The 23,064-nt window shown below is 36.4% G+C and carries 27 protein-coding genes; 6 read left to right on the top strand and 21 right to left on the bottom strand.

Features of this window, described 5'->3' with window-relative positions; all coding sequences use genetic code 11:
* Positions 1 to 17: 17 nt before the first annotated feature.
* Entirely contained in the window at positions 18 to 1,622 is a 1,605-nt protein-coding gene (locus tag A2290_02460) for a hypothetical protein (GenBank protein OGC14034.1), read from the bottom strand.
* A gap of 258 nt (positions 1,623 to 1,880) precedes the next feature.
* Between A2290_02460 and A2290_02455 the strand changes: the two genes are divergently transcribed.
* Together A2290_02455 and A2290_02450 are read left to right on the top strand one after the other, a co-directional pair.
* A complete protein-coding gene (locus A2290_02455) occupies positions 1,881 to 5,504 on the top strand; it encodes a hypothetical protein (GenBank protein ID OGC14033.1) in 3,624 nt (1,207 codons plus the stop codon).
* 165 nt (positions 5,505 to 5,669) lie between these two features.
* Positions 5,670 to 6,431: a hypothetical protein gene (locus tag A2290_02450; protein ID OGC14032.1), complete on the top strand. Its 762-nt coding sequence runs from the start codon at positions 5,670 to 5,672 to the stop codon at positions 6,429 to 6,431.
* 30 nt (positions 6,432 to 6,461) lie between these two features.
* On the opposite strand, the gene A2290_02445 is transcribed toward A2290_02450, so the two are convergent.
* From A2290_02445 to A2290_02425, 5 genes are all read right to left on the bottom strand, one after another.
* Positions 6,462 to 7,331, bottom strand: a complete 870-nt coding sequence (locus A2290_02445; GenBank protein OGC14031.1) for an acetylglutamate kinase — start codon at positions 7,329 to 7,331, stop codon at positions 6,462 to 6,464.
* Entirely contained in the window at positions 7,332 to 8,453 is a 1,122-nt protein-coding gene (locus A2290_02440; protein OGC14030.1) for a hypothetical protein, read from the bottom strand. It abuts the gene before it with no gap.
* A complete protein-coding gene (locus tag A2290_02435) occupies positions 8,450 to 9,502 on the bottom strand; it encodes an N-acetyl-gamma-glutamyl-phosphate reductase (GenBank protein ID OGC14029.1) in 1,053 nt (350 codons plus the stop codon). The genes A2290_02440 and A2290_02435 overlap by 4 nt, the downstream gene beginning before the upstream one ends.
* A 66-nt stretch (positions 9,503 to 9,568) precedes the next feature.
* On the bottom strand, positions 9,569 to 10,090 hold the full coding sequence (locus tag A2290_02430; protein OGC14028.1) for an AMMECR1 domain-containing protein: 522 nt from the start codon (positions 10,088 to 10,090) through the stop codon (positions 9,569 to 9,571).
* Positions 10,068 to 10,889: an AmmeMemoRadiSam system protein B gene (locus A2290_02425; GenBank protein OGC14027.1), complete on the bottom strand. Its 822-nt coding sequence runs from the start codon at positions 10,887 to 10,889 to the stop codon at positions 10,068 to 10,070. The genes A2290_02430 and A2290_02425 overlap by 23 nt, the downstream gene beginning before the upstream one ends.
* Between A2290_02425 and A2290_02420 the strand changes: the two genes are divergently transcribed.
* Positions 10,888 to 12,216, top strand: a complete 1,329-nt coding sequence (locus A2290_02420) for a phosphoglucosamine mutase (GenBank protein OGC14026.1) — start codon at positions 10,888 to 10,890, stop codon at positions 12,214 to 12,216. The genes A2290_02425 and A2290_02420 overlap by 2 nt on opposite strands.
* Positions 12,217 to 12,238: 22 nt before the next feature.
* Here A2290_02420 and A2290_02415 read toward each other — a convergent pair whose 3' ends face one another.
* The 11 genes from A2290_02415 to A2290_02365 form a co-directional block, all read right to left on the bottom strand.
* A complete protein-coding gene (locus tag A2290_02415; GenBank protein ID OGC14025.1) occupies positions 12,239 to 12,664 on the bottom strand; it encodes a 50S ribosomal protein L9 in 426 nt (141 codons plus the stop codon).
* A 9-nt stretch (positions 12,665 to 12,673) separates the two neighbouring features.
* On the bottom strand, positions 12,674 to 12,907 hold the full coding sequence (locus A2290_02410; GenBank protein OGC14024.1) for a 30S ribosomal protein S18: 234 nt from the start codon (positions 12,905 to 12,907) through the stop codon (positions 12,674 to 12,676).
* Between the two features lie 15 nt (positions 12,908 to 12,922).
* Positions 12,923 to 13,312 carry a hypothetical protein gene (locus A2290_02405; protein ID OGC14023.1) on the bottom strand — a complete coding sequence of 130 codons (390 nt, stop codon included), beginning with the start codon at positions 13,310 to 13,312 and terminating at the stop codon, positions 12,923 to 12,925.
* Positions 13,312 to 13,725 carry a hypothetical protein gene (locus tag A2290_02400; GenBank protein OGC14022.1) on the bottom strand — a complete coding sequence of 138 codons (414 nt, stop codon included), beginning with the start codon at positions 13,723 to 13,725 and terminating at the stop codon, positions 13,312 to 13,314. The genes A2290_02405 and A2290_02400 overlap by 1 nt, the downstream gene beginning before the upstream one ends.
* Complete coding sequence (locus tag A2290_02395) at positions 13,709 to 14,098, bottom strand: 30S ribosomal protein S6 (protein OGC14021.1); 390 nt, start codon at positions 14,096 to 14,098, stop codon at positions 13,709 to 13,711. Before A2290_02395 ends, A2290_02400 begins: the two co-directional genes overlap by 17 nt.
* Before the next feature lie 68 nt (positions 14,099 to 14,166).
* Positions 14,167 to 15,249: a redox-regulated ATPase YchF gene (locus A2290_02390; protein ID OGC14020.1), complete on the bottom strand. Its 1,083-nt coding sequence runs from the start codon at positions 15,247 to 15,249 to the stop codon at positions 14,167 to 14,169.
* 121 nt (positions 15,250 to 15,370) lie between these two features.
* Positions 15,371 to 16,300 (bottom strand): hypothetical protein, encoded by a 930-nt coding sequence (locus tag A2290_02385; protein ID OGC14019.1) that lies wholly within the window; start codon positions 16,298 to 16,300, stop codon positions 15,371 to 15,373.
* A gap of 161 nt (positions 16,301 to 16,461) precedes the next feature.
* Positions 16,462 to 17,091, bottom strand: coding sequence for a hypothetical protein (locus A2290_02380; GenBank protein OGC14018.1), 630 nt, complete (start codon positions 17,089 to 17,091; stop codon positions 16,462 to 16,464).
* Positions 17,092 to 17,172: 81 nt separating this feature from the next.
* Positions 17,173 to 17,790, bottom strand: a complete 618-nt coding sequence (locus tag A2290_02375; protein ID OGC14017.1) for a hypothetical protein — start codon at positions 17,788 to 17,790, stop codon at positions 17,173 to 17,175.
* Position 17,791: 1 nt separating this feature from the next.
* Positions 17,792 to 18,532 carry a hypothetical protein gene (locus A2290_02370; protein ID OGC14016.1) on the bottom strand — a complete coding sequence of 247 codons (741 nt, stop codon included), beginning with the start codon at positions 18,530 to 18,532 and terminating at the stop codon, positions 17,792 to 17,794.
* A gap of 78 nt (positions 18,533 to 18,610) precedes the next feature.
* Positions 18,611 to 19,180: a transposase gene (locus A2290_02365; GenBank protein ID OGC14015.1), complete on the bottom strand. Its 570-nt coding sequence runs from the start codon at positions 19,178 to 19,180 to the stop codon at positions 18,611 to 18,613.
* 131 nt (positions 19,181 to 19,311) lie between these two features.
* Here A2290_02365 and A2290_02360 point away from each other — a divergent pair, with 131 nt between their 5' ends.
* From A2290_02360 to A2290_02350, 3 genes are read left to right on the top strand one after another with little or no spacing between them, the layout of a single operon-like run.
* Positions 19,312 to 19,788 carry a TspO protein gene (locus A2290_02360; GenBank protein OGC14014.1) on the top strand — a complete coding sequence of 159 codons (477 nt, stop codon included), beginning with the start codon at positions 19,312 to 19,314 and terminating at the stop codon, positions 19,786 to 19,788.
* A gap of 5 nt (positions 19,789 to 19,793) precedes the next feature.
* Entirely contained in the window at positions 19,794 to 20,570 is a 777-nt protein-coding gene (locus A2290_02355; GenBank protein OGC14013.1) for a hypothetical protein, read from the top strand.
* A gap of 29 nt (positions 20,571 to 20,599) precedes the next feature.
* A complete protein-coding gene (locus tag A2290_02350; protein OGC14012.1) occupies positions 20,600 to 21,205 on the top strand; it encodes a hypothetical protein in 606 nt (201 codons plus the stop codon).
* A gap of 23 nt (positions 21,206 to 21,228) precedes the next feature.
* Here the strand turns inward: A2290_02350 and A2290_02345 are convergent, their stop codons facing one another.
* From A2290_02345 to A2290_02330, 4 genes are all read right to left on the bottom strand, one after another.
* Positions 21,229 to 21,531, bottom strand: coding sequence for a hypothetical protein (locus A2290_02345; protein OGC14011.1), 303 nt, complete (start codon positions 21,529 to 21,531; stop codon positions 21,229 to 21,231).
* A 74-nt stretch (positions 21,532 to 21,605) separates the two neighbouring features.
* A complete protein-coding gene (locus A2290_02340) occupies positions 21,606 to 22,385 on the bottom strand; it encodes a methyltransferase type 11 (GenBank protein OGC14010.1) in 780 nt (259 codons plus the stop codon).
* 45 nt (positions 22,386 to 22,430) lie between these two features.
* On the bottom strand, positions 22,431 to 22,793 hold the full coding sequence (locus tag A2290_02335) for a hypothetical protein (protein OGC14009.1): 363 nt from the start codon (positions 22,791 to 22,793) through the stop codon (positions 22,431 to 22,433).
* Positions 22,781 to 23,064, bottom strand: a 284-nt coding sequence (locus A2290_02330) for a hypothetical protein (GenBank protein OGC14008.1), incomplete at its 5' end; no start/stop codon positions are given. The genes A2290_02335 and A2290_02330, both read right to left, overlap by 13 nt.

The raw sequence follows: 23,064 nt of genomic DNA, 5'->3' as shown, positions 1-23,064 counted from the left end.
GATTATCCTAATAAGGGTTAATTGCCAGCAGAAGAGCCATCATGTCTGATCTCTATTTTTAGGTTTGATAACCCTTCGGCCGAGTCTTCAATATGTACTTCTATTCTTTCCCCTGAAGGTTTTATGGAAATAAGATATACTGGAGAATAAGTCAACCCTTCTACTTCATAGTTAATCGCGCTAAAAGAAGCTTTAGAAACCAAAGCGTCTATAAAGCCTTTATCTCCCGTTTCATCATAAACTCCGTTTATAGACAAAACCGAAGACTCAGGGTCATAAAATGTCCTGACTTTAAATGAGATAGAGATCCCTAATTGTAACTTGTTTACAAGGTCAGTCATTAGCCCTTTATCTTTTTGTATTGCTTCAATAACCTTCTGTTGTATCTCTGTTTTTACGATATCCATCGGACTATCTTCCTCCGTTCCCTCAATTTTTATCGCAGCTCTTCTATTCACGGCAGCATCGGTGGTAGGAGCTTGGCTTACAGAGGAGACAGCAGGGCCTGGGGTTACAGGAGGAGAAGCTGGACTCATCCCTCTAAGAGATGGAAGAAAACTCAAGTCTTCAGGGCTTTTAGCACGTACCCCAATAATTAAACTAGGAATTGGGACACCATCTTCTACCTTTAAATTACTTCGATCTAAAGCAGCTAAAACCCCTATTTCTCTAAAGGATTGGTGTTTGTGTTCGCCTTCACCCACAACAACTCCCTTCTTATCCTTTTCTTTTGAGGAAGTGGCAAGCTCCTCATTTTTTTCAGAAGGTTGCCCTAAGGTAATCGTCCCGTTACTGTCAATATCAATAGGTTCGATAGAGACGGCGAACCGGCCGCTGTTTGCAATACCTTGATTGGGATTTAAACTAACAAGAGCTCTGTAGTCAGAGTAATTTTTATTTGCAGCCTTATCATCAACGCCAAGAACTTCACCCAATAAAAAATCATTTAAGGTCTTGGGCTCCTGGCATTTAAATTTCCCTGAAATAGCAACGTGTCCATCATCAACTCTTGAAAGAATATAAGAATTTCCATCGTTCAAAGCAACTACAAGCCCTTCTCCTTCTTTCAAACTCCGAAGCTTTTCAATTATTTTTTTTGAAGTATAGCTCCATCCTTTATATGCGCCGTTTGTTTTTTCAGTATCGGCGGCAACTATTATGGTTCTAGTTGCTGATTCCATAGGAGCCAAAGGTTCGTTCGGCATAGGTAAAACATCAGCATTCCCAACGGCCAACGAGATTGAAACTTCCAAATCTCTTATCTTGGTATTTAGTCTTGCAATAGCCTCAGTAACAAGAGCTTTATCACCACGTCCTACCATCTTTTCCTGGGCTTTTTCATAAGCATCTTTAGCTGTCAAAAGATACCTCTTTTTTGCCTTGTCCCCCGGGTCAAGCGCCGCCAGTTTTTTACAAGTATCCACCAAACTAATCAATTCAAAGATAGAGAGCTTGTCAAAAGAGCTGTTAAGCTCATCGAACCGATTTAGCAATGTTTCGTAGCTTTCATACAAATTAATAACATATCTGTCTTCCGAAGCAACAGAATTGGGTTTATCTGGTTGTTTTTGTCCTCTATTAAATCCATGACACCCAAAATTCCTAAAAATTTCTAAATCCATTTAACATCACTCCCATATTTTTTGACTATACTACCTTTATATTTTAATCGTATCAAGTCATGGAAAATTGTATCAATTTTCTTTCCTACATAATTATCGAAAATTTCAGGCTAAAATTGCACCACAATGCTAACAAATAAACCCCACAAGTTACTCATGCGTTAATCCGATTAATAAGCATGGGGAAACCATTGAAATTTAATGCGCTTTCAATGAAATTAGGGCCTATTTTGTTCGATATATAAGCAGGAGATTATAATGAATTCTGATAGAGTTTCTATAGAAACATTAAAAAATTCCGGAGTTCTTCCAGGTCACGATGAACAGAAAGTTTCAAGCATTGGGACAAAAGAAAAAGATGAAGAAGAAAATTCGGGAGGACAAAACCCTCTTTCAATTTTTGATGCAGCTGAGCTTTCTGAAAAAGCAATGTCAACAAGGTTGTCAGAATTACAAAAAGAAACAAATTTTTTAAAAAGGGAAGCTCAAAACAAATTATTATGCAGTTATACTTCTATATATTCCGAAGAAACCCACAGCTATGAATTAATTCCGGATTACAACTCAATTCCAAAAGATGAAAAAACAGCACAAGGGTGGATAGATAATGCTCAAAAGAGCTTTAAAATTTTGCAAAGAATAAAAAAGATGGAGAAAACCGACACAACAATACTTGAAGAGTTGGCAAGACGACAAGAAAACCTAGGAAACGGGATGAGGGCATATTATAAGGGAAACTATAAAAGAGCTTTAAAATTTTTTAGAAAAATTCCCGAGTCAATGTGTGGCCCAAGAGTTCTTCAAGCAATCAACACCTGTTATCAAAGAACTGGGAATTTAAAAGAAGCAGATAGAACAAATGTGTTATTAATGGAAAGGATGGACAAAACTCCATTAAAAGACTTAAGCGCCCCAAGAATATACTCATCCGAAACAACAGCAATAGTCTCCCTCCCTCCCCAAAAATCAGACAAAACAAAAGAATCTCAAGAACAGTTAACAAGGGCAATCAATACAGGAGAAAAACTGCAAAGAGAAGATGAAGTTATAAGCATAGTTATAGCTAAGGTGAGAGCTCTTTCGGAAAAACTAGAAAATCAGAAAAGCAATCCCATCGCAGACAGTGAAATAATGAACTCTTTTGCAAGAGATGAAATTCTTTTTTATGTTGAATTAATGGCAAGATATTTTAGAAAATTAAATGCCTCTTATGACGAGATAAGTTGGTATGAACTTGCAGCAAAGATATTACAGAGCCATCCGGAGTTAGCCAAAATTGTTCAAACAAGATCAAGTAAAGCGAGAGAAAACATATCAATCTTAAATGAAAAAGGGAAAGAAGCATTGACAAGTCTAGCTCCTCCTCCCCAAAACAACCAATCAACCCCAAAAACAGCACAGCATTCCGCTAAACAAGAAGCCAGTACCGCACCCCCAATTGAAGAAATAGAGATTAAGGGGGATAAAGAGCTCCTTATTAAACCTCGGGTTAAAAGCCAGTTTGAGGATCAAGCGGAAAACTCTCTAAGTTTCCAAAAAGAACAAATTACAAGAGGAGAAACCCCCACCCAACAAAATAGCGCTGAAGCTATTGAAAATGGGCAAGCGTTAGTCGAAGCAGAAGAATATGAAATGGCGCTTCTTTATCTTTTTAATAATATCCCTGACGAAGAAAAAGATGATGTGGCGTGGAAGTTGATAGGAAAATGCTATGAAGGGCTTGGAAGAAAAGAAGATGCCGTTGGCGCTTACAGGATGGCAGAGTTAGCTTTAGCCCCAAAAATAAATAGATTGGTAGATTATACAAGAAGCGGAGAGAGAAGGATAGCAGATGGAAATTCATTGCCCACAATAAAGAGCCCGCAGGAAGCACAAGAATTAGCAGAAGACACAGAAAAAGCGTTAGGATATATCGCAACAATGTCAGAAGGAAATGATTTTAAAACGTATGAGCCTGTTTTAAATCTACGTTTAGAGTATGCAAAAGCATGCCAAGCGCTTTTTGACGGGGACTATAAGAGCGCAAGGATTCAACTCTTTTATATCAACGGAAAATCCTTAATGCTGCAAAGGGGAGAGCTAGACAAATCACTCTTTGAAAAAATAGCTGTGAGCTATGAGTTGGAAGGAAAAGAGGCGAGCAGAATAATTGCAGGCTATTATCATAGACGCGCCCAAGGTAAAAAAGGCAAACTTATGTCTCCAAAAGGAGATAATTTTTTTATAGCGTTAAGCTCTCTCTTTGGAAATTCTCCGATAAATGGAACAAAAACCCTTCAATATGAAGTTCCAAGAATAAACAGCATAGAAGATGCAATAGCAATAAGGACAAACGCGGAAGCTGTCGCAGGAATGCTCTCAAAATCAGAATACAACCAAGCCTTTACACTAAAGCTAAACATAGCTTACGCAAATTTCTGGATAGAATATTACAACAACAATTATGAAGAGGCATTGCTTTATATTGAAACGTTTTTATCCAAAAATAATGTTTTAGACGGAAAAACATGGGAAAAAATCGCAGAATGCTATAGTAAACTTGGGCAATATGATAAAGCAATTGATGCCTATAAAAAAGCTAGTGACCTTGCAAAGGATAGCTCAATAGAAGAAAATTTGCTTTTGCAAGCCATAGCAACGGAGTTTGAAAGAGCTGTTTTTAAAACACAAGAATTACTTTATGGAAAATCTTATGACTCTACTTATTATCAAAATATTACTAGTTTAGAAGATGCGAAAAAGCTTATAGAAAACGGGAATATGGCGCTACAGACTATTGCAAAAATCCCGGAAGAAATGATTACTTCTGAAACTTATAAATTAGAACGGGATGCATTCAAACAAATAAGATATGCAAAAGCAACGCAAGAATTTCTCTTAGGTAATTATGAAAAAGCAAAAGATGAATTTTTAAAGCTCAAAAAATCAAATCCTGAAGATTTTCAAATACTAATAATGCTTGCAAGATGTTATGCAAAAGAAGAAGCATACGGAACAGCCATTGCTTATTATCAAGATGCCCTATATAACATCAAAGATCAAACAATTCCTATAAATACACATTTCTTAGAAATAGAAGTTGCCACTTTACAAGAAGAATTTTATAAAAAAATGGCAGAAGCAACCACAAGAAACGACCAGGCAAAAATTGCAAAAATGAATACCCTTCTAGTCGAAGAGCCAAAAGAAGAAAAGGAAGTCTCTCTCCCCACTGCAATAGCAGTAACGGAAAAGAACCCAAACTCTACCGCAGAAATATTAGAAACCCCTGAAGAAAAAATAGAAACAATGGAGATTAAGACGGTGCCCATCGCTGCAACTAGAACAAATCCTAACATCGATTCCATGCAGGCAGGAAAAACCATAACTGCAAAAATGGATGAGTCAGGAATGCCCGTAAGACAAAAGCCGACCGCCATGGCAGGAAATCAAAAAAATCTAGCAGATGCTCTTCACCAAAAACCCATTACAGTTTATATTAATTCACAAACCCGCGCCTTAAAATCTTTCACAGAAGAGGCATTAAAAATAATAGGAGAAAAACTGTCGGAGACATCCCAGAAACACACCCTCAAGTTTAAGGGAACCCTTGCTTTAGAGGTCACGATTAAGATTACTCCTTCTCAAGAAAGAGAAAGTTGTTCCGGCAAAATAGAACAATTAGGAATAATAGGAAATCATCCCAACTTTTTTGATGTTATGGGCAAACCTTCTGTCCAAAATATGATCGATTCTTATTTAATAACAGATGTCCCTTACTATGATAAAACAGGAACACTTTTAATAAATCCAGACATTATTCTTTCAGACAAAAACATTAAAGCGACTAAAATAGACGCCTCAGCATTTTTAATCAAATTTACAGTAGTCATAAGCTTCTAGCTTATTAACCCCGATTATGATAATCGGGGTAGTGGCCACAAAATACAAGTATTGCCAAACGTTCGAAATAAAAGTTTTTTCAGACAGACTAACTCTTCTCCTGCCAAAAAAAACAGAACCTCTGCAATTTTTATGCTATAATTTAGATATAAAAGAGGGTTCTATATGTCTATAGCTCCGATAAAAAAACCAGTCATTTTCAGCCCTTCTCAAGCTGTTAAAAAAGAAGCTCCCAGGGAGCAAAAACCATCCAGCAATCAAAATATTCTGCCAGTTATTATTTATAACCACTCAACAGTGCCAGATAAAAACAGGGAATTTCTCGCAAAATTTTGGGAGGAACAGGGAGATTTACATATAAGCAACGGAGAATATAAAGATGCCTTAATATGCTATAGCAATTCAATAAAATTTAATCCAACAAATTCAATTACTCTATTAAAAAAAGCAAGAATCCTTATAAAGTTGGGACTGGCAAATGACGCCTTGGAATTTTGCACCCGTGCCATAAAGCTGTCAAGCAACCTGACGGAAGCTTTTTGTGTCAAAGCAGACATTTATTTAAGGCACAATCTTCCATCTTTAGCCGCAAAGTATTACAAAAAAGCATTAAGGCATGATCCAAAATCAATAGAAGGATTAAATAGCATGGGAAAAACTCTGGTAAAACTAGGGAAGTTGGCTCAAGCGGAAAAATATTTTTTAAAGGCATATCAAATTGAACCAAATGATGAGTCCCTTTTTCAAATAGCAGAGGTAAATCGAATGAAAGGCAATTATAAAGTTTCAATACAATATTATAAAAGAATTAAACCGGGGAGCCTTTTTTTTGAAAAAGCTCAAGAGGGAGAACGAAAAACATTTCAACAATTAGCCTCAATTATAAACAGGTACGGTAAAACCCTTAACCCCGATTATTCATACTAGAATTTCAATCTCTGATTATCATAATCGGGGTTAATTTTCTACCATTGTCCCAATGCCATAGTCAGTAAATATCTCAAGTAAAATCGCATGAGGAATTCGACCATCTATTATATGAACTTTTTCTACCCCGTCTTTTATGGCGCAAAGTCCGGATTTTATTTTTGGAATCATCCCTCCTGAAATTTGCCCCGAAGATATCATTCCACTTGCTTTTTTTGAATTAATTGAAGATAAAAGCTCCCCCTTATTGTCCAAAACTCCCCTTACATTAGTCATCAAGATAAGCTTCGAAGCTTTAAGGCAGGCAGCAACTGCTGCAGCAGCGCTATCAGCATTAATATTATAAGATTTTTTCCTATGTCCTACACCTATAGGAGATAAAACAGGAATATATCCCAACTTCATCCATCTTCTTAAAAATCTATAGCGAACACCAACAACATCTCCTGTAAAACCAAGATCAAGATCTCTGTTTTTATCGTCTTTCGCCCAATGTTTCTTAGCCTTTATAACTTCTCCTTTTCTTCCAAAAAACCCTTTTGCCCTCCCCCCATTCTTTTTTATTAAAGAAACTATCTCCGAATTAATGCGATTTCCCAAAACATGTTCGACAACACTCATAACATCTAAAGTTGTAACCCGCAAACCATTAACAAATTTGGGTTCAATTCCTCTTCGTTTAAGAAAAAGATTTATCTCAGGCCCCCCCCCATGCACAATAACAGGATTGATCCCAACATATTTTAAAAGAACAATATCCCGCATTACAGCGTTTTTAAGCTCCGGATTTTCCATTGCCGCCCCACCATACTTAATAACGACGGTTTTGCCGCTAAATTTTATCAAATATGGGAGTGCTTCCATGACTGTCTTCGCCCGTTTAATTAAATGTTCAAACATTTATGTATGATACCTCGCATTAATTTTTACATAGCCGTAAGTTAAATCACATCCCCATGCCTCAGCTGTTGCTTTTCCCGAACCAAGATTACACATAATAACCGTCTCTTTTTCTCCAAATCTCATATCAACTTTCATCTTATGAGGGTTAATTTTGGCACAAGTTGCGCCCACGGCCGCAAAAATCCTCCCCGGATTATAATCTTTACCATAAACTGCGCATTTTAAAAGATCAGAGCCCGCAATAGCTTTTGCCGCAATCCTTGCGTCAGCTAAATTTCTTGCTCCTTTAACAATGACTCTTATAAGTTGAGTAGCCCCTTCTCCGTCACGAGCTATCTCGGAAGCCAAATACTTGCAGACAAAATCTAATGCCTTTGAAAATTTTTCTGTTTTTACCTTATCTTCAATTCTAACGCCAGACAATCCGTTTGCAAGAACAAAAACACAATCGTTTGTCGACATACAATTGTCAACGGTTAACATATTAAAAGAAGAATCAACCGACTTTTTTAAAATCTGTTTTAACAATTTCAAGTTGATTTGAGCATCAGTTGTAATAAAAGCATGCATTGTCGCCATGTCCGGCGCAATCATTCCGGATCCCTTAGCAATTCCCGCGATTTTATAGCCGTCAACCTTAACAGCAATCTCTTTAGTCCTTGTATCTGTGGTAAGAATGGCTTCCGCGGCATCATGGCCTCCATCTTCAGAAATTTTTTTAGCTATTGTTTTTATCCCAGAAACTATCTTTTTCATGGGAAGAGGTTTTCCAATAGATCCGGTAGAAGTTACAAGCACATGTTTAACATTGATATTCAAGGCTTTGGCTGCTGTCTCAACCATTTTTTCTGCATCTTTTACGGCGCCGTCCGTGCATCTGCAGTTTGCATTTCCTGAGTTTGCAATTATTGCCCTGCAAACTCCGCTTTTTATATTTTTTTTGGAAACTATAATAGGAGCTGCCTGGTATTGATTTTTTGTAAAAACACCTGCGACAACAGACGGAGAAGTAGAGACTATAAGTGCCAAATCTTTTTTCCCTGACTTTTTTATGCCGCAAGCCATGCCAAAAGCTTTAAATCCAAGGGGAGATGTAATTGTACCGTTTTTTTTCTTCATGGATAGATAGCTGCCATTTTTAACCCTCTTGTTTCATCTAGCCCAAACATTAAATTCATGTTTTGTACGGCTTGGCCCGCCGCCCCTTTTATTAAATTATCAATAGCAGACATTATTATGACTGTTTGTGTGTCATAGTTGATAGAAAGACCGATGTCACAATAATTTGTTCCGAACACATTTTTTGTACAAGGTTCTCCCTCCTCATAAATCCGAACAAAGGGGCTGCCATTATAAAAACTTTTGTATAATCCTAATAAATCGTCTTTAGCATCCTGATTTTTCATGGCAGAAATTTTAGCATAAATTGTATTAAGAATTCCACGATTCATAGGAATGAGATGTGGAACAAAAGTTGTGTTTATCTCTTTATTTATCATTCTTCCTAATTGATAATTAATTTCTCCCATGTGGCGGTGGTTATTGACAGAATAAGCCGAAACCCCCTCATTTCTTTCGCAAAAATGTGTTTTAAGAGACAACCCTCTTCCCGCACCAGAAACACCAGATTTGGCATCAACAACTATAAAAGAAAAATCAATTATCTTTTTTTTCATAAGGGGAGCCAAAGCCAATATTGCAGCTGTGGGATAACATCCGGGATTCCCAATTAATTTAGCCTTTTTAATTTTTCCTCTGTAAAGTTCCGGAAGTCCAAAAACTGTCTCTTTTAAAACTTTTTTGTCCTTATGTTCAAGCTTGTACCATTTTTTAAAAAATTCCTCGTCGTCAAAACGATAATCCGCGCCAAGATCGATTGCCTTTTTGCCTAATTTAATGATTTTAGGAACATAATTCATAGACAACCCATGAGGCAAAGCCAGAAAAACAACATCTATTTTTTTAAGCAGATTATCTAAGCTATCATAGGGATGAGACGCAAGATCACAAATGTTTTTTAGGTGCGGATACCTGTCTGCGATTTTCTTCCCTTCGTTCTCCTCTCCCGACATTATCCACTCAATTTTTACTTCAGGATGATTTAAAAGTAAAGATAACAAAGCTTGCCCCGCATAACCACCAACCCCCATAATTCCCACTTTTATCATGATATCTCCTTTTTAATTTAATAGCTTATCTTTTATATTTTTTTAGATTTCAAGCAACTAAAATTCTTATTCAAATCTTCGGACTTCAAACTTAAACAATTCTATCTCTTCTTCAAGTCCAATTCCACCTTTGCGCCGGCATATTTCAATCTGCTGGGCAGGGGTATTAACTCCTTCCAAATCAGGAAGAAGCAATCCCCGTCGAAAGCCTGATTTTACTATAATACCAAACTTTTTAGCATCTAGCTCTCTTATATTTTTTACACGAACAGGATCGGTCAGAATGTCTACAGAAACCGATATCTCTGAAAGTTCATTTTTTGTTATTTTAGGAAACCTGGGATCTTTAGATGCAGAGTCTATAGCATTTTTAATAATTTCATCCGCAACATTTTCTTTTGTAGGAGCAAAAGTCCCTATACATCCACGCAATGCTCCTGCTTTTTTTATGCAAACAAAGACTCCCGCCTTTTTCTGCATCTCAATGTCTAGGTTGTAAGGAGGAGAGATTATCTCCCCTTTTTCAACATAAGACTCTATAGCTTTTTTTGCAAGATCAGTTATTTTACTCAAATTTAGCCACCATATATCCTACTCCAAAGGGCCCCTCATAGGACAAAACCTCTTGTTTAAAATTTAAACCGTCTATCGCCCCTAATAATATGGCGATTGACCACAAAGCATCTTGGCCTGCAATATTGGCAAGTTTTTGAGGAAAATTTAATATCCCATTTACATCATATTTTTCAACAAGGCTTACAAGTGTTTCGTCAAATCGTTTCCCCTCGGAATGATATCCAGACGGAGCATCGTTTGTTAATCGATGTGACATATCCGCCGACGCAATCACAGCAATGCGGCGACCAATTTTTTGGGCTGCACGGGCAATCATTTGCCCGCACTCAAAAAGCTGTTTCAAAGAAAATAAAGCCACCGCAACAGGAAGAATCGGTTTATTAATTCCACCGTTAGTAATATAATAAAGCGGAACCAATAACCCGTGATCAAGAAATGTTTCTGTGTTTCTTGCTGTTAAGTTGGGATTATCTTTGACTATAGCTAAAGCAAGCTCTACGTCGCCTTTAAAATGAAAAGAAAGTTTTGGCGCGCCAAAACTTGAAAAATCACCATCAAAAACCGGACTACTATAAACAGGTAGACAAACGTAAGAAACATTCCCATGAGGAGTTATTACAATTACAGAATCAAATTGTTTTGTTTTTAATCTGTTTACGATTTCTTTTAGCGCTTTTGCTGAAGAAGCCGCATCCTTTATCCTTTTTCCTCCGATTTCAGGGATAAGAATGGGAGGATGAGGCATGATAGCGCCAAATACTACTGACATGGACATATGATATAACAAACTGTTATAATATTTCAATATCATGTTAAAAATCTCTATTTCAGGAGTACGCGGAACAGTCCCCGATTTTTTAACGCCAGAAGTCTGCTTAGCTTTTGCAAAAGCCTTTGGAACCTATATGCAAGGAGGAACAATTGTTGTAGGAACAGACACCAGAGGTTCTTCCGAGTTTATAAAAGGGATCATTCTTCAAGGCCTTCTATCTTGTGGTTGCAAAGTAATAGATTTAGGAGTAGCTACAACTCCAACGGTCGGAGTAATGGTTAAAGAGCTTTCAGCAAAAGGCGGGCTTATCGTAACTGCTTCTCACAATCCGGAGCCATGGAATGGATTAAAATTTATACGCAGTGACGGAATTTTTTTAAACTCAAAAGAGTTTAAACAACTTCTAGAAATTTATAACAATAAAACTTTTGATGAAAACCCGGGAGGAAGCGCAAAGACTTACACTAAAGCATCAGATATTCATATTGAAAGAATTTTACGCGTCATAAAATCAAATAAAATTCGCAAAGCAAAATTAAAAGTGGTAATAGATTCCTGCAATGGGGCAGGGTCAATTATTACTCCTTTACTTTTAAAAAAATTAGGCTGTGAAGTAATAGAACTTAACACCACCCCAGCAACCCCTTTTCCCAGAGGGGCAGAGCCAACTCCGGAAAATATAACACAGCTTGCCGAAATTGTGAAAAGGGAGAGGGCTGATATAGGGTTTGCGCAAGATCCTGACGCAGATAGACTTGCAATAGTTTCTGAAAAAGGAATCCCCATCTCTGAAGAATATACTCTTGTTTTATGCACAAAATACATTCTTGCAACAAGTTCTTCCTCGAGAAAAATAGTAGTTACAAATCTTTCTACAACCTCTGCCATAGATAATATTGCCCGCGAATTTGGAGCCATAGTAATGCGAACAAAAATTGGAGAGGTCCATGTTGCCGAAGCAATAAAAGAACAAAAGGCACTTATCGGAGGGGAAGGGAACGGAGGAATAATTTTCCCAGAAGTCGGATTTAACAGGGACAGTTTGTCGGGTATCGCATTAATTCTTATGTTATTAGCAACCCAAAAAAAGAAGTTAAGTGAGATAGTCGCAACAATACCTCAATACATTCTTATAAAAAAGAAGATAGAATGTCATTCACAGCAAGAAGCTTTGGATTTTTTAGAAAATGCAAGAATAAAATTTCAAAAAGATTCATTAGATTTAACTGAAGGAGTAAAAGTTATAAGAAAGACAGGATGGCTGCATATAAGGGCTTCTAATACAGAACCCATAATCCGCATTTTTGCCGAATGCAAAGACAAAAAAACAGCCGAAGAATTTATTTTCGAAGCTTTAAAAGATTGATCTTTAAAAAAAATTAAAAGGCCTACAGCTTTTCAACGACAATTTTAATATGGGCTATTACAGCATGATGGAACTTAACACTTGCAGAATATTCACCAAGTGTTTTTATGTGATCATTTAAGTTAACTTTCTTCTTGTCTAAGTCAATTCCGTGCTGTTTTTTCATTTCATCAACAATGTCTTGAACAGTCACAGAGCCAAAAAGCTTTCCTTCTTCTCCTGTTTCAGCTTTAATAACTAAAGACTTTCCTTCTATCTGCTTGGCTAACTCCTCCGCCTCTTTCTTCTTTTGAGCTAAGAAGGATTCCATAGCTTTTAATTTTGCTTCAAATTTTTTTAAGTTGACAGGAGTAGCAAGAATAGCCTTCTTTTGCGGAAATAAATAATTCCTGGCATATCCATCAGCAACATCTGTCACACGGTTTTCTTCTAACAAGATTACTTTCATTTTTATCTCCTAACTTACTGTATATGGGACTAACCCGATATGTCTAGAACGTTTAATTATTTTGGCAACCATTCTTTGGTGTAAAGAACAACATCCTGTATTTCTCCGTGGAAGAATCTTGCCCCGATCAGAGATAAATTTACGGACAAAAGGGAGATCTTTATAATCTAGCTCTTTTTTATCCGCGCAAAAAAGACAAATCTTTTTTTTCCTTTTTTTATTCAGTTTTGGCTTAATATTCATAACAAAAAAAACCTCCTAAAATGGGATCTCTTCATCAGCCTGCTCTTCTGAGCTATTAACGCTTACATTTTCAGCCTTACCAGGCTCATCTGTTCTTTTTCCAAGCATTTGCATATCATCTAAAGTAACCTCAGAAAAAGATCTAGGCTGTCCATCTTTTCCGGTAAATGTTCTAATTTCCAGCCGACCAGAAACTGCAACTTGGCGTCCTTTTTTTAAATATTCCGCACAAATTTCAGCAAGACGCCTCCACGCCACAACGGAAATAAAATCAGCCTGAGAATCCCCACCTTTTTTAGGTCGATTTACCGCAATTGCAAACCTAGCAACGGCAACGCCTGCAGGAGTATAACGAAGTTCAGGATCCCTGGCTAAGTTCCCCACGAGAAAAACTCTATTGTACATCAAAACGGCAAATCCTCCTCAGGGAGAGGTTCAATCTCTTCAAACCCGCTTGTATCTATACTAGCACTAGAAGCAGGAACAGAGGCAGCAACCTCATTATTCTTATCTAACGCACTTAAAACAACAATTTTTGTAGCCAAAACTTCAGTCACCCATTTACGGCTTCCGGATTGATCCTCATAAGAACGAATGCGAAGACGCCCTTCAGTTAAGACAATTTTATCTTTAACAACTTGCTTTACTTCTTCTGCAAGAGACTGAAAACATACAACTTCAATGCGTCCAGGCGTTTGATTAAAGCCACCATTTATTTCCATCCAAAACTTAGAAATAGGAGCACCCTCAACTGAAAATCTGGATTCTGGAGTTGAAAGGACTCTTCCGGCCAAAATAATTCTATTGACGCTCGCCATCAACCGCCTCTTTTGTCTTTTCAGAATTTGCCATTTCAGGAACAGCTATTTCCGGCTCTTCGATTAAAATCTTTTGCTCTTCAGATATGCGAGAAATCATGTGGCGAATAATATCTTCTTGAACACGAAAATCATCTCTTAGAGCAAAAACGGCATCTCCATCACTTTTAAATTTAATTAGAATAAAAATGCCATCTTTTGAGGGTTTATGCTTCTTCATTCTAAACGGAAGTTTGCGATTCCCCATTTTCTCACTTTTTACAAATTCGCCCCCAGCCCCTTCTATCTTCTTCTTAGCGCGAGAAATAAATGCTTCTAACTTATCTTCTCCAACACTACTTTTTAAAATAACTAAAGCTTCATAGTCTCTCAAAGACAATTCCCCCTTCTTTAAACAAAGATTAATTATAGCACAAATTTAAGATGATTTCAAAAAAATAATCAGGAAAACCTTATATAAACAATATCGCCATCACACATAATATAATCTCTCCCCTCAAGATGAACCAACCCCTTCTGTTTAAGGAGTTCAATTTTTGAAAAAATTGAAAAATCATTAAAATGAATGACCTCAGCAGCTATAAAGTTGTTCTCCATATCAGAATGAATTTTGCCTGCACTCTTCTGTACCGTTGCTCCTCGTTTAATTGTCCAAGCATGGGATTCTTTATTATTTGAGGTGAAAAATGTTATAAGATCAAGTAATTTATAGCCTACAGAAATCAATGCTCCTAGACCGTTTTTATCCACTCCAGATGATTTCCTATACTCTTCAGCATCATCTTGGTCCATATCCCCAAGTTCCAATTCCAGCTTCGAACAAATAGAAACCACAAAAAAACCTTTGGGGGCAGCAAATTCTTTTATCTTTTCAACCATTTCTATATTGCCGGACTCATCTACATTTGCGACATATAAAACAGGCTTAAAGGTAAGAAGAGGGAGTGCTATTTTTAAGTCTTCCATATTATCCGGGAAATTAAATTGGATTGCCAAGTGCCCCTCGCCTAAATGCTTCACAAGTTTTTCGCAAATATCAAGTTCTGACAACATCTTTTTATCCCCTGTTTTTGCGCGGGATTTTAAGTCTAATCTCTTTTTTTCAACTAGTGCTAAATCCGCAAGGATAAGTTCAGCTTCTATCAATTCAATATCTTTTATCGGTTGAAGAGTTCCGCTGACATGTGTAATTTGCTCTGATTTAAAACACCTGACAACATGGGCTATAGCATCTACATTTCTAATTTGAGACAAAAATTGGTTGCCAAGCCCCTCCCCTTTGTGTGCTCCCTTAACCAATCCTGCTATGTCAAAAAACTCTATAGTCGTCGGAACAGCCTTTGCAGACTGAAGATTTTTATGAATAAAAGCCAACCTCTCATCCGGAACGGCAACAATACCAACGTTTGGTTTAATAGTAGTAAAGGGATAATTTTGTATATCAACCTGGTTATGCGATAGCGCAGAAAAAAGAGTGGACTTCCCAACATTTGGCAACCCGACTATTCCAAGAGAAAAACCCATATACTAATTATACTACATGGGAGTGTTGCGTAATGACAGTTTTTTAAATTTGTCATCCCCGCGAAAGCGGAGCTCCACCTCCCCATAAGGAATAAGGGGATAAAGACAAAAGTGTAATTTATTAGTCCATGGCGACCCGGAAGCCAAAGGTGTTGCGGCGATACTCTGGACGAAAGCGGCCCCGGTTCGCACCGCGGAAGTCATTCGGACGGTCGCCAAGCCAAGAACCACCGCGCAATACCCTATAATAGCCAATTTCAGGCCCCTTAGGATTGTTCGTCTGATTAGGATCATGTCTCCCATGCCAATCAGCTACCCATTCCAAAACATTTCCTGCTAAGCCCATTACTCCTTCTGGAGTTGCTCCTTCAGGATGAGCATCTACAGGCTCTGTTCCTTTTTTATTTCCATCCACACTAGATGTCAATCTTGATGCATCAAACTCATTTCCCCATGGATATTCGCGACCCTCTTGCCCTCTTGCTGCTAATTCCCATTGAGCTTCGGTTGGCAAATGATAATTTTTTCCTGTCTTCTTACTTAACCATTTACAATATTTTACTCCATCAGAATGAGAAACATTGACAACTGGATGATTAGCGTTTGCAGGATCTGCCACTATTGCTGGAACTTCCTGATTTGTATCTTCAAGATATTCTTTATATTCCCTGTTTGCCACAGGGTATTTACCTATACTGTAGCCAGAAACAGTGACCTCTCTCACCGGTCGTTCATCCTTGTCATCAGTACTCCCCATTTTAAATGTAGCTGTAGGAATTTGAATCATCTCAATTATGGTGCCAACTGAAGAATAGGCTAAACCTTTCAAAAAACAACCAAAAGCAGCAAGTTTAGCAGGATCAACCATAGCTTTGTGCAGCATATTCTTTGTAAAAGGAAATCCATAGGCTATAACATCTGCGATAAATTTTTCAATTAAAGTTACATCCTCAGAAGATTTTATCTCTTTAAAGCTTTGATATAGCTCTTTTATCTGTTTTCTTTCTATTATCTTATCTAAATTGAATGATACTGTCTTTTTATATACCATTTCCTATACATTTCGAAAGAGACATAATGAAATTTCACGATTAAAAATTATGAAAAATTATGAATTTAACCCCGATTATTCACGGTGAACTCAGAAATCAACCCCGATTGTGATCATCGGGGTTAAGATCAATTCCCGCTTCATCCGTTAAAGAAAAATGCTCAAAAAATCTTTTTGTTGTTTTTTGTATTTGGAGAATGAGCAAGAAGATCGTGGCCCACAGCCAAAATTTTAACAGGTTTTTTTATTGCGGTATATCTTCCAGGCATAAGAGTACCTAAAAAAAACTGTCCAATGCCGGTACGAATAAGTCTTAAACAGGGGAAGCCTACAGCAGAGGTCATCCTCTTAACCTGATGATTTTTCCCTTCGCATATTTGTATTTCAATCCATGAGGTTGGGATTGTTTCCCTAAATCTTACAGGTTTTTCTCTTTCCCACAGTTTTGGATCATTTCTCAATATTTTTACTTTTGCGGGAAGTGTCTTTTCGCCTTTTATTACAACCCCTTTTCGCAGGGTGCCAAGCATCTCATCGGTTGGAACCCCTTCCACTTGAGCTAAATAAGTTTTGTAGACTTTATTTCGCGGGTTACTTAATAAAGAATTAACATCTCCATCATTTGTCAAAAAAAGGAGTCCTTCGCTATCAATATCCAACCTGCCGACAGGATAAACCCCCGGAATCTTTATATAATCCTTCAAAGTTCTGCGCCCCATTTCATCAGTAAATTGGCATAAAACTCCATAAGGCTTATTAAAGACTAAATAAATTTTGCCAGGCTTTTGCATTACATTAAAAGGTTATCATGTTTGAGGTGAAAATTATAGATCATAGGCGCATATATAGTTTACACAGATTATTGGTTGATATCAAACCAAACAAACATGACCACCCTCTGACAACTGAACTATGATGGATATAGGAGGAGAAGAAAGCCCCTCTAGAATATTATATGGGGTGCTTACGGGCAATAACTGCTCAACTAAATATAATCTTTCGCCTTCGAAATTCATATGACCAATAAAAGGGATATCATCTGAAATAAAGGTCGTTTCAGTATAAGTACCCTGCGGTAAAAACAATTGATCGGGATGAGAATAACTTGCATGAACTAAGAAAAGATCTTCTGGGCTTATATCCTTTATTATTTTATGTGGAATCTCTTTGCCATTGTTTCTGTTTTTTGTATCAAGATAACTTTGGTAATCCATTAACACATGGCCTGAAGGGACTACAAAATTTCTCCCATCTATATGAATCGGAGCCTCTCTCTCTTGGGCAAATTTAATTACAGCTCCTCTCAAGCAGGCCCAGCGTGAGTTATGCGATGCTCCGCCTTGTAAAGTTATATTTTTTATAGTACTTCCTACAGGAACTCTTATAATTTGAGAACCCTGTTCCCTGTAAACATTTGAAAGACTTTGTTCTATTTCTGGGGGCAGAATCCTTACATAACGACCAGCAAAATTTGTTGGAGTGACTTGCATTTTATTTCTTTTTAAACCTCGAAACTGTAGCAGAAAATAAGCCTTTTATTACTTCAAAAGGTTTTCCTTCAAAATTGGCCGTAGCTATGGCTCTGTATAAATCTCTATCAATCACCTCTTTGCCGATTTCCTGCTCCAAACTTTCAGAGACTTTCCCTTGTTGTACAAGCGTGCGTCCAGCTTCCTTTATAATGTCCAGTTTTTTAGCTATTTGAGGTCTTGCTTTTGCTCCTGCCGCAGGAATAAAAATATATCCTGAAGGGATCCATTGGGTGTTTTTACAAATTGCTTCAAAGTGGGTTTTTACCGCATTAAAATTGTCTAATTCTGGAAACCCACAGGAAGAGATAAGTATTGCTTTTTGTGTTTTTGGCTTACGGATAAAATGTCTTGTGTGGCCATCTTTATCAATATACATACCGCCTTTCAATAGCGGGATCATTCTGTCTAAAACTTTTTTCACATGAGATGGAATACCATCCACGAAAAGAGAGAAGGCCAGTATTACAATATCTGCCGATTGAATTTCTGGCAGAATTTTATCCATATCATCTCTAAAACAACATACGCCTTTTGTTTTTGTCCAACAGGTCAAACAACCAATGCAATGGCCTATTTCCATTTTATGGGGATAAAACTTGGAAATTTGTACAGCCGCACCCAACCCTTCAACAAAAGAATTTAACATTTTGTCGGTAAAAGAATTTTCTCTAGGAGATCCTGATATTGCGAATATTTTCATGATTAACTCATAGGCTTCAAAAATTTATTTATCTCTATAGATTATTATATCTATTTTTCAATCTATTTCAATTAAATGTTATTTAAATTTCCAATTCATTGGATTATTTACAATATAATTTCGTATCCGTTTTAATGATTGGTTGTTGCGGATAATATGTTCATAATAATTATGTTGCCAAATTTGTTGGGTCGGGGTATTTCGCAATAGATTAATATATTTTGTTGATACGGTTTTAAATGCCCCAATCAACCGCCCCAATGGTTTACGTTTTTCAGGATTATTCATCGTAGGGATGGTCATCGTCGTAGGGATGGTTCGCGTCGTAGGGATGGTTCGCGTCGTAGGGATGGTTCGCGAACCATCCCTACGACGATGGTCGTCGATAATTAACACACCATGCAAATGGTTTGGCATAATTACAAATGTATCCAATACAACATAATAATATTGTTTTTCCAACCATTCCCATGTATTGCGTGCAATTTCACCAAATTGGGTTAATTTTATTTCCCCATTTTCAATTTCACCAAATAAACATTCCCGATTTTTTGTGCAAATGGTAACAAAATAAAATCCAGGCCTTGAATAATCATAATTTTTCAATCGAATTGATCGTCGATGATGTACCCCTGGATTGTATTTCATATATGAAATACAGCAATTTTCATTCCATGATGGCGAAATTTCAACAGACAGAACCCATTCCTAAAATCTATTCCCTAATTGATTAAAAAATATTCTAACGCTATAATCTCAAAAAAGGAGAAAAAACAATTATGAATATTGCTAAATCAATAAAACTATTAGTTGCCGTTTCCGTTTGTCTTCTTGCGGGTTTTGTGGGTTCAATTTTTACAACCCCGGCAATTTCGACATGGTACATTACCTTAAATAAGCCTGCGTTAAACCCTCCAAACTGGATTTTTGCCCCTGTCTGGACAACCCTTTTTATTTTGATGGGAATTTCGTTGTTCCTTGTTTTACAGGAAGATATGAAAAAAATAGAAACCAAAATAGCCATTGGGTTCTTTGCAGGTCAATTAATCTTAAATATTTTATGGTCAATTTTATTTTTTGGGTTTCATTCTCCTCTTGCAGGATTAATAGAAATCGGCTTTCTTTGGATTGCAATCCTATTTACAATCATCAGTTTTTGGAGAGTTTCGAAAGTTAGCGCAATCCTTCTTTTGCCTTATCTTTTTTGGGTAAGCTTTGCTTCGATCCTTAATTTTTTAATATGGGAGCTTAATTAAGCCTTATGAAAACAACAATTTATTATTTTTCATCTACAGGTAATTCTTTAATAGTAGCAAGAGAGCTTGCCGAGAAATTGGGAGAGACGGTTGTTTCTTCTATTCCTAAGACAATCAATCAAGAACTTGACCTTTCTGCTGATAGAATTGGAATTGTTTTTCCAGTCTATATATGGGGAATGCCAGTAATTGTTTCAAAATTTCTTAAGAAATTTAAAAACATTAAAGACAAGTATATTTTTGCCGTTGCAACCTATGGTGGATTTCCTGCAGGAACGCTATTGCAGGTAGAAAAGCAGTTAAAAGAGCAAGGAAGCAAATTGAATGCTGGGTTTGGGGTAAGGATGCCAGGGAATTATACCCCTATGTACGGCGCAATTTCTGAAAAAAAGCAATTATCTATGTTTAAAAATAAAAATTCAAAAACAGAAGAAATTGTAAAATCAATTAACAACCGTATAGAAAAAATAGAAAAAAACTTTTTCCTGACAAACCTCCTGTTTTCTTCTGTTATTTATAAATTATCAATAAAAAATATAAATAATATGGATAAACAGTTTTGGGTCACTGACAGATGCAATAGTTGTGGTATCTGCGTCAAAGTTTGTCCAGTTAACAATATTAACTTAATAGAGGGAAAACCCGTTTGGCAACACAAATGCGAACATTGCCTAGGTTGCCTACAATGGTGCCCAAAAGAAGCAATCCAATTCGGGAAAAGCACAGCTAAAAGGAAAAGATATCACCACCCGGATATTAAAGTACAAGATTTTATGAATTGAGCCATATCCTTCATATATTTTAAAAAGCAATGAATAAAAGGCCAATATTAAACAAAAACATATCGTTTAAAGATTTCAACAATTGGTATTTTGAAAAAGATGAATTAGTAAATTTTTGCAGAGACAATGGGCTAAAAATAACAGGGCAAAAACTGGATATAAAAGCTAGGGTTGAAAACTTCCTAAAAACCGGAGAATCTCATCAAGCGCCCATCGAAAACAATAAAAAAACAAAAGAGATCAAGCAAACGCCTCCAAAAAGCATTAACGAAGAAATTCCTGATAACTATACTAGCTCAGAACTATACAGGAAATATTTCAAGTCCGTTATTGGTCCGCATTTTCATTTTACCGCCTATATGATGAAGCATATGAAAGAGCATCCTAAAATGACTTTTAAAGACTATATCAATGAATGGATCGCAGAATATGAGAGAAGAAAAGATAAAAGTTATAAGCCCCAAATAATGAAATCATGTGAGTACAATCAGTACATTCGAGATTTTTTTTCTGACAATCCAACTCGCAAATTAAAAGAGGCCATCCAATGCTGGAAATATAAAAGAAATTTGCCTGGCAACAATAAATATACTAAAGATGATTTGAGGATTTTAAATGTAGGAAAAAATGAATAAACTTTATCAATGATTTTGAAGTTTTATGCGTTTACGGTCTCTAACTTCTTAACACGTCCATCCAGATTATCTAGCCTTGAATCCTGTTCTTTATCTTTTGCAAATGCAAAAATTCTGTCTTCTCGTGATTTTTCTAACTCTCGAATAATTTTATCCTGGCCAGTAAGCAGCCTGTCAAAGCCAGTATCAACTTTTGCTTCAAGCTCTTTGAGTTCCTTTTTCGTAGCAAATCTTTCCAGATCTGCTTTCGTAGCAAATCTTTCCAGATCTGCTTTCGTAGCAAATACTTCTTTTAGTAGCTCTACATCTTTTTTTGTTATAGCCATTATAAAAGAATTTTAGCGTTTTAAAGTTTTAACGTCAAGCAAATCCTTGACAGCAAATCCTTGACACCAAAACCTTATCTTCTGGCAAAAAAATTCACCCTTCTAAAAGTTTCAAAACATTTACCGTCATTTTGGATGGTTTCTTTAATCATTCGATTAACAACTTCATTGCGAAAACTCTCTTTGTCTTTCTTATCCACGTATACAAGTAATGGGACAAGGCTTGGTTGGTCAACCCATTTAACCATAGAATCAACATCAGGGAAAACCCTATCCGCATTTTCTCCCCAAACCTTTTCTTCTTTAAAAGGCATTTTATTCGCTAAAGCCTGATATTCTTCTATTGTCGGCATAAACCAAGGCCATTCGAAATTTTTAAAATAATTTATATATTTATCAAGAGCCATGACTTCTTTAATAACTTTAAAAAAGTGAGAGCAATTCCCGTCTGCCGCAAAATTAAAACGAACTACACCATTAGTCTTCAACGCTTTATAAACTTTATTGAGCAACTTAAAATGGTCTTTAATCCAATGAAGGGTTGCATTTGAAAAAACAAGATCAAAATCATTGTTGAAATCAATATCATTAATATCTTTCAATTTAAAGGTTAGGTTGTCAGATTTATAACTATTTCCAGATGTTTCAATCATACTTTTAGAAGAATCAATGCCCAACACTTTCCCGTAAGGTAAAAGCTTTGCCAATTGAGCAGTTATTGCGCCGTCACCGCAACCAAGATCGAGGACTCTTTCATTTCCTTTGAAGTTAAATTCAGAAATCAATTTGCTTCCCCATTCTTTTTGGTGAGCAGAAGCCGCTTTATATTTCTTACCGTCAAACTCAAATGTCATATTTATTCACTAAATTGTTGTCGTGTTTATGGTGCATTTTTATAATTATGCATCGGAGATTCCAACTTTTTTGCTTTTAAAATTAATGGTTAAAACCTTGTTTATAAAAAGTTTAGTTCCAACCAAGATGTCATTTGTTTTATTTGACAATATATAGGTATATTTTTTCTTTTTACAAAACAAAATATCCCCTAAATAAACCTTATCTTTGATTATTTCCCCGCTTGCTAGTTCATAAGCTTCGTATCCAATAAACTGCCAAGAGGTGAGTTCTATTATTTTTTGTGGGATACTTATAAATCCATTAAACCCAGTATCAATGACGGCCTCAAAGTCTTTTCTTTTATTTTCAACAAGCAAACCGATTTTAATTAGTGGCTCAAAATTTGAGTTGACTATTCCATCCATTTTTTGCGCCTAAATTTATGAACAGCAGGAAAACCTATGCGAAAAAAATCGAAAATTTTACCTGGAAATTCATGTTGAGCTTTCAGTGCCGCATCAAGCTCATCTATTCCAATTACGTAACCGCCAGAATCAGGTTCAATTGCAACAATTTTGCCTTTAGAGCTCTTCTCCAACTTGGCTTTTAATTTTTTATAAATATTTCTACCTTTTTCAAAAGTATTCATATGGTTGAAATTATACCATTTTTGAGCTGTTTTTCGTAGTTTTTCAT

It is taken from the genome of candidate division WOR-1 bacterium RIFOXYB2_FULL_36_35, assembly GCA_001771505.1.
GTDB lineage: Bacteria > Margulisbacteria > WOR-1 > XYC2-FULL-46-14 > XYC2-FULL-37-10 > XYB2-FULL-36-35.
This window is presented reverse-complemented; position numbering and strand designations above follow the sequence as displayed.